The organism is Pseudomonas brassicacearum subsp. neoaurantiaca, assembly GCF_013608025.1.
GTDB lineage: Bacteria > Pseudomonadota > Gammaproteobacteria > Pseudomonadales > Pseudomonadaceae > Aquipseudomonas.
Genome location: NZ_VDLV01000055.1, coordinates 105,490 through 117,672 on the forward strand (window position 1 = coordinate 105,490; position 12,183 = coordinate 117,672).

Sequence of the window (12,183 nt, forward strand, 5' to 3'; positions counted from 1 at the left end):
ATGCACCTGCTCAGGACCCAGCCCGGCGGTTTCGTGTCGGATGACAACATTGCCGACCTCGGGCAAACCCCCGCCGAGCTGGTGATCCTGTGCAGCGGCGATTCCAGCCTGGCGCTGTTGGCCGAAGCGGCGCGGCAGTTGCCGGACGATTATCCGCAGTTCCGTCTCGCCAACCCGATGCAAATTCAGAACCACGCCTCGGTGGATCTGTACTTCGAAGATGTGCTGCGCCACGCCAAGGTCATCTTGCTGTCGCTGCACGGTGGCATTGGCTATTGGCGCTACGGCATCGAGCGGCTGATGGAGCTGGCCGGGCGCGGTGTGCAACTGATCCTGGTGCCGGGGGACGACCGTCCGGATCCGGAGCTCAGTGACTTGAGCAACGTGCCTGTCGAAGATCGCGACCGGCTCTGGCAGTTTCTTCGCCAGGGCGGGTTGGAAAACGCCCTGAACCTGTTCCGTCACCTCGCCAGTCAATGGTTTGGCCGCGATTATCCGTGGGACGAGCCCCAGCCCCTGGCGCGCACGGCGATCTATCATCCGGAAAAAAACAACGCGACCCTGAACGATTGGCAACCCGACTGGCAGGCCGGCGAACCGGTGGCGGCGCTGTTGTTTTATCGCTCCCACCTGCAAGCCGCCAACACGGCGTTCATCGATGTGTTCTGCGAGCGCCTGCAAGCGGCGGGGCTCAATCCGTTGCCGATCGCCGTGGCGAGCCTCAAGGAACCTGGCTGCCTGACACAGGTGGAGAATTGGCTGGACGAGGCAGAGGCGGGGGTGATTCTCAATACCACCGGCTTCGCGCAATCCAGCCCGGAAGCACCGCACCTGCGGCCGTTTCGCCGCAATATCCCGGTGATCCAGGCAATCTGCGCCCAGGACAACGAACCCGGCTGGCGCGCCAGCGAACAAGGCCTCGGGCCGCGAGACCTGGCGATGCACATCGCCTTGCCGGAACTCGACGGGCGCATCATCAGCCGGCCGATCAGCTTCAAGGATCTGGCCTGGCGCAGCGAGCGCAGCCAGAGCGATGTGGTCTGCTACCGGGCGGTGCCCGAGCGTATGGATTTTGTCGCCGGCCTGGCCCGGCGCTGGACCACCCTGGCGCGGCTGCCCAACGGCGAAAAACGGGTGGCGCTGATCCTTGCCAACTACCCGACCCGGGACGGGCGCATCGGCAACGGGGTTGGCCTGGACACGCCGGCGGCGGCGTTGAATATCCTGCGGGCGATGCAGGCCGAAGGGTATCCGCTGTCCGCCGAGCTGCCGGCCAGTGGCACCGCGTTGATCCAGCAATTGCTCGGCGGCGTCACTAACGACCTGGACGGCCTCGACTTGCGGCCCTGCCATCAAAGCCTGGCCCTGGACGTGTATCAGGCAATGTTCGACGCGCTGCCCGAGGCCAATCGCCAAGCGGTGCTGGCGCGTTGGGGCGCGCCCGAACAGGACCCGATGTTCCGCGACGGCCGCTTGATGGTCGCCGGCCTGCGCCTGGGGCTGACGTTCGTCGGCATCCAGCCGGCGCGGGGTTACCAGGTCGATCCGAGCGCGGTGTACCACGACCCGGACCTGGTACCGCCCCATGGCTACCTGGCGTTCTATTTCTGGTTGCGCCACACCTACGGCGCCCACGGCGTGATCCATGTCGGCAAGCATGGCAATCTCGAATGGCTGCCGGGCAAGGGCGTCGGGCTGTCGGAAAGCTGCTGGCCGGATGCGCTGCTGGGGCCGCTGCCGAATATCTATCCGTTCATCGTCAACGACCCGGGCGAGGGCGCCCAGGCCAAGCGTCGCACCCAGGCGGTGATCATCGACCACTTGATGCCGCCGCTGACCCGCGCCGAAACCTACGGCCCGCTGCGTAACCTGGAGTTGTTGGCCGACGAATACTACGAGGCGCAACTGCTCGATCCGCGCCGTGCCAGGGAACTGCAACGGGACATCCTGGCCCTGGTGCGCGAGACGCACATCGATCGCGAGCTGCAACTCGACGCCGCCCTCGACAGCGACGCCGACGCGGCGATCTGGCTGCCGCGCCTGGACACTTACCTGTGCGACTTGAAGGAGTCGCAGATCCGCGACGGCCTGCATATCTTTGGCGAATCGCCCGGCGGACGGCTGCGCATCGACACCTTGCTGGCGCTGTTGCGCATTCCCCGTGGCGACGGCAAGGGCGCCCAATCGAGCCTGCTGCGAGCGCTGGCTAAAGCGTTCGGGCTGGGTTTCGATCCGCTCGATTGTGCCTTGGCCGAACCTTGGATCGGCGAGCGTCCCGAGGCTTTGCGCGACGTCAGCGACGAGCCTTGGCGCACCGTTGGCGACACCCGCGAGCGTCTGGAGTTGTTCGCTGGGCAATTGATCGAGCAAGCCTTGGTCGGCGACATCGGGCAGCTCGACGCGCCGGGTTGGGAGACGGTGCACGGCATCATCGAGCACCTGCGCTCCGTTGTCGCGCCGCGCCTGGACGCCTGCGGCCCGGCGGAAATGCGCGGCTTGCTCGATGCGTTGAGCGGGCGTTTCGTACCGGCCGGCCCCAGTGGTGCGCCGAGTCGCGGACGCCTGGATGTGCTGCCTACCGGGCGCAACTTCTTCTCCGTCGATGTGCGCAACCTGCCGACCACGGCGGCGTGGCGCATCGGTTTCCAGTCGGCGAACCTGATTCTCGAACGACACTTGCAAGACCATGGCGATCACCTGCGCCAGCTCGGCCTGTCCGTGTGGGGCACCGCCACCATGCGCACCGGCGGCGACGACATCGCCCAGGCCATGGCGCTGATGGGCGTGCGTCCGGTGTGGGCCACGGGCAGCCAGCGCGTGGATGATTTCGAGATTCTTCCGCTGAGCCTGTTGGACCGGCCTCGGGTCGATGTGACGCTGCGGGTGTCGGGGTTCTTCCGGGACGCCTTCGCCAACCTGATCCGCTTGTTCGATGCGGCGGTGCAGGCCGTTGCCGCCTTGGATGAGCCCGACGACCTGAACCCGCTGGCGGCCAAGGTCCGCGCTGAGCGCGAAGCCCTGCTGCAATCGGGCTTGCTCCCGGAAGACGCGGCGCGCCAGGCCGGCTGGCGGATCTTCGGCGCCAAGCCCGGCGCTTATGGTGCAGGCGTGCAAGGGGCGATTGACGGTCGGCTCTGGCAGAGCCGCGAAGACCTCGCCGAGGTCTATCTCAATTGGGGCGGCTATGCGTATGGCGCGGGCGACGAGGGCACCGCGGCGAGGGCGCAATTCTCACGGCGCCTGAGCCAGGTACAAGCGGTGCTGCAGAACCAGGATAACCGCGAGCATGACCTGCTCGACTCCAACGATTACTACCAGTTCCAGGGCGGCATGCTCGCTGCCGTGGAAACCCTAAGTGGCGAAGCCGCCGCCAGTTATCACGGCGATCACAGCCAGCCGGACCTGCCGAAGATCTGCACGCTGAAGGAAGAGCTCAACCGAGTGATTCGTTCCCGCGCGGCCAATCCGAAGTGGATCGACGGGGTCAAGCGCCACGGCCACAAAGGTGCGTTCGAACTGGCGGCGACGGTGGATAATCTGTTCGCCTTCGACGCCACCACCCAGTTGATCGACGACCACCAGTACGCCTTGCTGGCCGATGCCTATCTCCTCGATCCGCACACCCGCGATTTCGTCCGCCAGCACAACCCCGACGCCCTGCGGGACATGACCGAGCGAATGCTCGAAGCGCAGCAGCGCGGGATGTGGCAGGAGCCGGGGGATTATCGCGAGGCGCTGGAAAACCTGCTGTTGGACATTGAAGAAGATGGCTGACTTTAGCCAAGACAGATATCTATGGTGATGGGATATATCTGTGGCGAGGGGATAAATCCCCTCGCCACGGAATACTGTGTTGCCTGAACCTCACCGGACAGTTTGAGAGAACAAGATGACCGACATCCCCCATTTCCCCCTCGCCGCGGTGGTCGGCGCCGATGCGCTGAAACTGGCCCTGTGCCTGGCGGCGATCGATCCGAAGATCGGCGGCGTGCTGATCGAAGGCCCGCGCGGGATGGCCAAGTCCACCCTGGCCCGGGGCCTGGCGGATCTGTTGGCCAGCGGCCAGTTCGTCACCTTGCCGCTTGGCGCAACCGAAGAACGGCTGGTGGGCACCCTCGACCTGGACGCGGCGTTGGGGGAAGGGCGCGCGCAGTTTTCCCCCGGCGTGCTGGCCAAGGCCGACGGAGGCGTGTTGTACGTCGATGAAGTGAACCTGCTGCCGGATCATCTGGTGGATCTGCTGCTCGATGTCGCCGCCAGCGGCACCAACCTGATCGAGCGCGACGGCATTTCCCACCGGCATCCGGCGCGCTTCGTGTTGATCGGCACGATGAACCCGGAAGAAGGCGAGCTGCGTCCGCAACTGCTCGACCGCTTCGGCCTCAACGTGGCCCTGGACGGCCATACCGCCCCGGCCGAGCGCGGGCAGATCATCCGTCGGCGACTGGATTTCGACAGCGATCCGGCGGCGTTTTGCGCCGAGTGGGAGCCCGCCCAGCAGCAGTTGCGCGAACGCTGCGAACAGGCCCGGGCAGGCTTGGCCCTGATTCCCCTCGATGATACGGCGCTGGGGCAGATCACCGAGCGTTGCTTTGCCGCCGGGGTCGACGGGGTGCGCGCCGACCTGGTCTGGCTGCGCGCGGCCCGCGCCCATGCCGCGTGGCGTGGCGCGCAAGCCATCGCGGCGGAAGACATCGAAGCCGTTGCCGAGTTTGCCTTGCGTCATCGCCGCCGCGGCCACACCGCACCGGCTCCGGCGCCCACCCAGGCGCCGCCCTCGAACCCGAATGAAGCCAGCCAGCCGGGCGAAGGCCAAGGCCAATGGGGCGACCTGCCGCCTCGGGCACTGCCGACCGGCGCCCGGCGTGAAGTGCCGAGCTGGCCAAAAAAGCCCTAGGCATTCGCCCCCATTCGCCAGCGGGGGCGAATGCCAGACCCCGCGCCGGGCGACTCGACCAGGGCCGCCAAGGACGAAGCAAAGCGGCGGCCAGCGGCTTGGTGGACTGGCCGGGCTCCTTGCTCGGCGGACGTCCGCGCTTGCTGGCCGACTTGCGTTTCAAATGGCGGCAGCGTTCGGCCCATGAGCTGTGGCTGGTGATCGTCGATGCGTCGGCCTCGACCCGTCGCCATCGGGCCTTGAGCGACGGCAAGGGGCTGCTCGCGCAATTGTTCGACGACGCCTACCGGCAACGCGCCCGGCTGGCGTTGTTGACCGCCAGCGGCGCCGCACCGACCTGGCAAGTGCAGGGCCTCAAAGCCTCCACCGGCCTGGGCCACTGGCTCGACGCGCTGGGTGCTGGCGGCGGTACGCCTTTGCTGGCGGCGATCGGCGAGGCGCAGCGCTGGCTGGCCGCCCGGCGCAAGCGCTTCCCGGCGGAGCGACAGCGAGTGCTGCTGATGACCGACGGCCGGGTGAAGGAAGGCCAACCCCTGCCGCCCCTCGATTGCCCCAGCCTGCTGATCGACATCGAGCGCGGCCCGATTCGCCTGGGCCGGGCGCGGCAATTGGCGGGGCAGTTGGGGGCTGAGTATCGGCATATCGATGAAGGCACTTGAAATGTGCTGTGGCTGTCTGGGCCCTATCGCGAGCAAGCTCGCTCCCACATGGGTTTCGCTGTGAACACATAACTGCTGAACACCCCAGCTCCCTGTGGGAGCGAGCTTGCTCGCGATGGCATCACCGTGGTTTCAATGCTCTGCCCACCCAACCCGCATCACTGCTCTATGCTCAAGCAACCCTCAAAGGAATGAACCCATGCGCGCACTCGTCACCAATCCTCGGGATGACTTCCGGGTCAAGGCCTACGCCGGCACCAACGGGGTGCTGCTCGCCATGGACCTCGCCGAACCCCGGCGCAAGGGGTTGCTGGGCTTTGCCATCGAGAAGCAGGCGGGTGACAAGCCCTGGCTGTTCCTGTTCAACAGCCTGACCTTCCCCGACAAGGCCCACACTTTTCCCCAATTTCACGCCACGCCCAGCGACAAGGCACCGTTGCAGAAATTTCGCTGGGCCGATTACGCGGTCAACCCGGGCGTGACGATTCATTATCGCGTGCACCTGGCCTATGGCAGCCCCGATGCGCCGCAACTGGGCGAAGCGCTGGAAGTAACCGTGACCAGCGACGACGGCCAACCGGCCAGCCAGCGGGTCATGTTCAACCGCGCGGTGGCCGCCAGCCAGGCGTTCCAGCGCAAGTTTCCGGAAGTGGATGCGCTGATCAGCGCGAATAAAAAGTTGTCCATCGAGGAATGGCCCGACGCGCCACGTCGCTGGCTGGAAAACGGTTTGCTGGGGCGCTTGATCGGCTTCATCGACCGGGCCCTGGACGCCAACTGGGCGCTGGACGTGGCCATCTATGAATACGAACTGCCGGTGATCGTCGCTGCGGTGAACGCCGCCCATGCACGCGGCGCGCAGGTCAGGGTGCTGTACCACGCCGAGCCGGATGACGACACGACACTGCGCAACGAAGCCGGCCTGGAAAACCTTCCGGCCGCCAACAAACGTGGGCGGGTCACCCACAATATCTTTCACGACAAGTTCATCGTCCTGAGCCGGGTCGAAGCAAATGGCACGTTGACGCCCGAGGCGGTGCTGTGCGGCAGCACCAATTTCACCGCCAATGGTGTTTATCGCCAGGCCAACGTCATCCATGTGCTGGACGATTCACGGATCAGCGACAGCTACCGCCAGGTGTTCGAGCAGATCTGGCACGCGCCCGAGGACGTCGACGCCACCCGCGATTGGTTGACCCAACACAATCCTATGAACGTCGATGACAAACTGTTCGCCGGGTTTTCACCCCGCAACGGCCAAGGCGATCTCGATCGCTTCGTCGACATCATCAGGTCCGCGCGCAAGGACCTGCTGTTCGTCACGGCATTTGCCCTGCCGGACGCGATTCTCGATGCCTTGCTCGGCCAGCCGAATGACGATGTGCTGCGCTACGGCCTGCAGAATTCTGCCAGCCGCATCACCGGTTTTCATGCCGATCGCACCGCGGAGTTCGCCGCCACCGCGTTACTCAATACCGGCCTGGAAGGTTGGCTGCGGGAAAACATGAAGGGCCAGAAGGGCAACTTGCTGGTGCACACCAAGGCCATCGTCACCGACTTCACCAGCGATGCGCCGACGATCATCAGCGGCAGCCATAACCTCAGCGCCGCCGCCAGCAGCGGCAACGATGAAAACTACCTGATCATCCAGGGCGACACCGACCTGGCCGACCGCTACGGGCTGGAACTGCTGCGCTTCTACGAGCACTACCGGTTCCGCTACTTTGCGAAAAAACTCGCCCTCAAGCAGGTCAATCCCTTGGCGCCGAACGACAGCTGGACCGATGACTACTACCGCGACGGCGATCTGCGGATGTTGTCCCGGCTGAGGTTCAGCGCCCGTTAAGGGGATCAAGGCGCAACGTGGTAGGGATTGCGCGGATCGTGGTTCCAATCCAGGAACGGCTTGCCAGTGTCCACCGTGACCATTTCGATGCAGTCCTGCACCGGACAGGTGATCTGGCAGAGGTTGCAGCCGACGCATTCTTCATCGATCACCTCGTAGGCATGGGTGCCGTCCGCCAACTTGAGGGTGGCGATGGCCTGGTGCGAGGTGTCTTCACAGGCGATGTGACAGCGCCCGCAACCAATGCACGCCTCTTGGTCGATCTTGGCGATGACCTGGTAGTTGATGTCGAGATACTTCCAATCGGTGGTGTTACCCACCGCGCGGCCGGAGAAGGCTTGCAGGTTGGCGTGACCGTGCTCGTCCATCCAGCGCGACAGGCCGTCCTTCATCTCCTCGACGATGCGAAAGCCGTGCAGCATCGCCGCGGTGCAGACCTGCACCGCGCCGCTGCCCAAGGCGATGAACTCCGCCGCATCGCGCCAGCTACCGATGCCACCGATGCCGCAGATCGGCAGGCCCTGGGTCTGTGGGTCACGAGCAATTTCCGCGACCATGTTCAACGCAATCGGCTTGACCGCCGAGCCGCAATACCCGCCGTGGGTGCTCTGGTTGCCGACAATGGGCAGGGCGACCATGCGGTCCAGGTCGACGCTGGTGATGGAGTTGATGGTGTTGATAAGCGACACCGCATCGGCCCCGCCTCGATGGGCGGCTCGGGCGGCGACGCGGATGTCGGTGATGTTCGGTGTGAGCTTGACGATCACCGGCAGCGAGCAATAGGTCTTGCACCAGCGCGTCACTTGCTCGACGTATTCGGGCACTTGGCCCACCGCCGCGCCCATGCCCCGTTCCGGCATGCCGTGGGGGCAACCGAAATTCAGCTCGATGCCATCGGCGCCGGTGGCTTCCACCAGGGGCAGGATGTTCTTCCAGGATTCCTCGACGCACGGCACCATCAGCGACACGATCAGCGCCCGGTCCGGCCAGTCCTTCTTTACCTGGGTGATTTCCCGCAGGTTGATCTCCAGCGAACGGTCGGTGATCAGCTCGATGTTGTTGATGCCCAGCACTTCGCGGTTGGCGCCGTAGTGAGCCGAGTAGCGCGAGGACACGTTCACTGCCGCCGGATCTTCCCCCAGGGTTTTCCAGACCACGCCACCCCAGCCCGCCTCGAAGGCACGCACGACGTTGTAGGCCTTGTCGGTGGGCGGCGCGGAGGCCAGCCAGAACGGGTTCGGGGCTTTGATGCCGGCGAAGACAATCGACAGATCGGCCATTACGCAGCCTCCACATTGAGCGTGAGATGAGCATTGATCGCCTCGGCGGCGAGCTTGCCGTGCTGCACGGCTTGCACGGTGAGGTCCTGGTCCAGGCTGGTGCAGTCGCCGCCGGCATAGACCCCGGGAATGCTGGTGCGCAGATGTTCGTCCACGAGGATGCGGCCGTCCTGGCGCTTGAGCTCACGGGCCAGCGGGTCCACCAGCGCGTCGTCGTCGAAGGCTTGGCCAATGGCTTTGAAGATGGCATCGGCGGGCAAGTCGAAGGTCTCGCTGCTGATCACCAGCCGTCCGTTCTCCAGATGGGTCCGGGAAAAGCGCATGCCGCGCACCACGCCGCTGTCGTCCAGCAGCACCTCTTGCGGTTGGGCCCAGGTCAGCAGGCGGACCTGATTGGCCTTGGCGATGTCTTGCTCATGTAAGGTCGCGCCCATGTCTTCAAGACCGCGACGGTAGACCAGGTTGACGTCGCGGGCACCGAGGCGGGCCATTTGCACGGCCATGTCGATGGCGGTGTTGCCGGCACCGAGCACGATGCAACGGTCGGCCAGCGGCAACTGGCTGAGGTCGTCGGCCTGGCGCAATTCGCGGATGTACTCGGTGGCGGCCAGCAACCCGGGTGCCTGTTCGTCGCTCAGGCCGAGTTGTTTGCTGGCGGCCAAGCCGAGGCCGAGAAACACCGCGTCGAATTGCTGGTGCAGGTCGCTCAGGCTGAGGTTGTCGCCGAGCTTTTGGCCGTGACGGATTTCAATGCCGCCGATTTTCAGCAGGAAGTCCAATTCGCGTTGGGCGTAATCGTCCACCAGTTTGTACTTGGCGATGCCGTATTCGTTGAGGCCGCCGGCCTTCTCCCGGGCTTCGAAGATCACCACGTCATGGCCGTGCATCGCGCTGCGATGCGCGCAGGACAGCCCGGCGGGGCCTGCCCCGACCACGGCGATGCGTTTGCCGCTGGCGGCGGCGCGTTTGAACGGGTGTTCGCTGAAGTGGGCATTGTCGACGGCGTAGCGTTGCAACAGGCCGATCAGCACGGGCGCGCATTCGTCGGCGTTGTTGCGCACACAGGCTTGCTGGCACAGCACCTCGGTGGGGCAGACCCGGGCGCAACTGCCGCCGAGGATGTTCGCCGAGAGAATCCGCTGGGCCGCGCCTTGGACGTTGTCCTGATGGATGTTGCGAATGAACGATGGAATGTCGATCTCGCTCGGACAAGCATTCACGCAAGGCGCGTCGTAGCAATACAGGCAACGTGATGCTTCCAGGTGGGCCTGGCGCGCGTTCAGCGGTGGCGCCAGGTCGCTGAAACGGGCGGCGACGGTGGCCGGGTCTTCCTGGGAATGGGGGAGATGATTCAAGGGCTGGATCATGGAATCGGGCCTCACGGTGTTTGAGGTGCTGCCTCTGGTGGGCAGTGGTTTTTTTGTTGCCTGGGCTGACGCCATCGCGAGCAAGCTCGCTCCCACAGGGGATCTGCTGTGCACATGGTTTTTGCATTCACCCAAAATCCAGTGTGGGAGCGAGCCTGCTCGCGAAGGCCGAAGGCCTCGATTTCAGCGTTTAACAGCAGTCGGCTTGGTCAACTCAGCCCGCTTGCTCAGCAAATCGAACACCGCCGGATACGCCGGTCGTTCGATATAGCGCCCGGCCCCGCGCTCGGCCCGCAGGTCGCCGTCGGCCCAGACCAGCCGACCCTGGCTGATGGTGTGGCTGGGCACGCCGCGCACGGTCTTGCCTTCGAAGATGTTGAAGTCCACTTGCTGGTGGTGGGTCTTGGCAGAGATCGTGCGGCTACCCTGGGGATCCCAGAGCACCAGGTCAGCGTCGGCACCGACGCGGATCGCGCCCTTGCGAGGGTAGAGGTTGAAGATCTTTGCAGTGTTGGTGGAGGTCAGGGCAACGAAGTCTTGCATCGACAATTTGCCGCTGTTGACCCCTTCATCCCAGAGCACGGCCATGCGGTCTTCGATACCGGCGGTGCCGTTGGGAATCTTGCTGAAATCATCACGGCCGGCGGCTTTCTGTTCCGCGCAGAAACAGCAGTGGTCGGTGGCGGTGGTGTGCAGGTTGCCGGACTGCAAACCGTGCCAGAGCGCTTCCTGATGCCCGCGCGGACGGAAGGGCGGGCTCATCACATAACCGGCGGCGGTCTGCCAGTCGGGATCGCGATAGACACTGTCGTCCAGCAGCAGGTGCCCCGCCAATACTTCGCCGTAGACCGGCTGGCCCTTGCCGCGCGCGTAGGTGATTTCGTCCAGCGCTTCTTTCGTCGAGACGTGTACCAGGTACAGCGGCGTGCCGAGGGTTTCGGCGATACGGATGGCCCGGCTGGCGGCTTCGCCTTCCACTTGGGAAGGGCGCGACAGCGGGTGGGCTTCCGGCCCGGTGATGCCTTGGGCCAGCAGCTTGCGTTGCAGGTGATAGACCAGCTCGCCGTTCTCGGCATGCACCGTGGGCACCGCGCCCAGTTCCAGGCAGCGCTCGAAGCTCGCCACCAAGGTGTCATCGGCGGCCATGATCGCGTTCTTGTAGGCCATGAAATGCTTGAAGCTGTTCACGCCGTGATGGCTGACCAACTCGCCCATTTCCTCGCGAACCTGTTCGCTCCACCAAGTGATCGCCACGTGGAAGCCGTAGTCACTGGCGCTTTTTTCGGCCCAGCCGCGCCATTGATGGAAGGCTTCCATCAGCGATTGCTGAGGGTTGGGAATCACGAAATCGATGATCGAGGTAGTGCCTCCGGCAAGCCCCGCCGCCGTGCCGCTGAAGAAGTCCTCGCTGGCGACCGTACCCATGAAGGGCAACTGCATATGGGTATGGGGATCGATACCACCGGGCATCAGGTATTGACCGCTACCGTCGAGCACTTCGGTCGCGGCCGGAACATCAAGGTTTTCACCAATGGCCTTGATCACGCCGTCGGCGCAGAACACGTCGGCGCGATAACTTTCATCATGGGTAATAACGGTGGCGCCACGGATCAACAGAGACATTCCGAGTTCCTCGCAGGGCATGACCGACTGTTGCCGGTTCTTTATGTTTTAACAATCACGGTGGGTAAGTCAGTCGAGCAGATTTTAATTCCTGTCACGACTGTCAGGATTAGACGCTAGCTGGAGTTATTGAAATCAGCAAGATTATTTTTTATAAGCTTATTCGTTATTTAAGTGATTGAAATTAAATAGTTAAATATTCAAATCACCAAATTGGTGAGCGTGCTCACCAATTTGACGCACTTGACAGGATCGCTATTTGAGCGAGATTTACCATGCTAAATCAGCGGCTTGAAAGCGCTTGAAGTGCGGTCTAGACACTTCGCGCCATGCCGGGCTGCACCACTTTGAATCTCCCGCTCGACAGGGCGCGAAGGTCATCTAGCCTGAACATCGATGATCATGGAATGAAGCAGGGCGGTAATGTGGCCGTAAAGCGTTGAATATCAATTGGTTGAAAGGGATATATCGATCGCTCCGTCAGTTATTCATTTGTTCGGCACGGTTATTG

At 63.8% G+C, this 12,183-nt stretch carries 7 protein-coding genes; 4 read left to right on the plus strand and 3 right to left on the minus strand.

The window, feature by feature from the left end:
- The 4 genes from cobN (at position 1) to FHK92_RS24580 (ending at position 7,402) form a co-directional block, all read left to right on the plus strand.
- Positions 1–3,774 (plus strand): cobaltochelatase subunit CobN, encoded by a 3,774-nt coding sequence (gene cobN, locus FHK92_RS24565; protein WP_181290402.1) that lies wholly within the window; start codon positions 1–3, stop codon positions 3,772–3,774.
- 115 nt (positions 3,775–3,889) lie between these two features.
- Positions 3,890–4,897 carry an ATP-binding protein gene (locus tag FHK92_RS24570; protein WP_181290403.1) on the plus strand — a complete coding sequence of 336 codons (1,008 nt, stop codon included), beginning with the start codon at positions 3,890–3,892 and terminating at the stop codon, positions 4,895–4,897.
- A 101-nt stretch (positions 4,898–4,998) separates the two neighbouring features.
- Complete coding sequence (locus FHK92_RS24575) at positions 4,999–5,556, plus strand: vWA domain-containing protein (RefSeq protein WP_181290404.1); 558 nt, start codon at positions 4,999–5,001, stop codon at positions 5,554–5,556.
- Positions 5,557–5,755: 199 nt separating this feature from the next.
- Complete coding sequence (locus FHK92_RS24580; RefSeq protein WP_181290405.1) at positions 5,756–7,402, plus strand: phospholipase D-like domain-containing protein; 1,647 nt, start codon at positions 5,756–5,758, stop codon at positions 7,400–7,402.
- 5 nt (positions 7,403–7,407) lie between these two features.
- Here the strand turns inward: FHK92_RS24580 and preA are convergent, their stop codons facing one another.
- The 3 genes from preA to hydA all read right to left on the minus strand — a co-directional run bounded on the left by preA (position 7,408) and on the right by hydA (position 11,672).
- Positions 7,408–8,682, minus strand: a complete 1,275-nt coding sequence (preA, locus tag FHK92_RS24585) for an NAD-dependent dihydropyrimidine dehydrogenase subunit PreA (protein WP_181290406.1) — start codon at positions 8,680–8,682, stop codon at positions 7,408–7,410.
- Entirely contained in the window at positions 8,682–10,049 is a 1,368-nt protein-coding gene (locus FHK92_RS24590) for an NAD(P)-dependent oxidoreductase (protein WP_181290407.1), read from the minus strand. The genes preA and FHK92_RS24590 overlap by 1 nt, the downstream gene beginning before the upstream one ends.
- Positions 10,050–10,232: 183 nt before the next feature.
- Positions 10,233–11,672 carry a dihydropyrimidinase gene (hydA, locus tag FHK92_RS24595; protein ID WP_181290408.1) on the minus strand — a complete coding sequence of 480 codons (1,440 nt, stop codon included), beginning with the start codon at positions 11,670–11,672 and terminating at the stop codon, positions 10,233–10,235.
- Positions 11,673–12,183 lie beyond the last annotated feature (511 nt).

Excerpts from the sequence above, each read along its gene's own strand:
- FHK92_RS24590 (WP_181290407.1), bottom strand. The coding sequence starts at position 10,049 with ATGATCCAGCCCTTGAATCATCTCCCCCATTCCCAGGAAGACCCGGCC.
- cobN (WP_181290402.1), top strand. The coding sequence starts at position 1 with ATGCACCTGCTCAGGACCCAGCCCGGCGGTTTCGTGTCGGATGACAAC.
- preA (WP_181290406.1), bottom strand. The coding sequence starts at position 8,682 with ATGGCCGATCTGTCGATTGTCTTCGCCGGCATCAAAGCCCCGAACCCG.
- FHK92_RS24570 (WP_181290403.1), top strand. The coding sequence starts at position 3,890 with ATGACCGACATCCCCCATTTCCCCCTCGCCGCGGTGGTCGGCGCCGAT.
- FHK92_RS24580 (WP_181290405.1), top strand. The coding sequence starts at position 5,756 with ATGCGCGCACTCGTCACCAATCCTCGGGATGACTTCCGGGTCAAGGCC.
- hydA (WP_181290408.1), bottom strand. The coding sequence starts at position 11,672 with ATGTCTCTGTTGATCCGTGGCGCCACCGTTATTACCCATGATGAAAGT.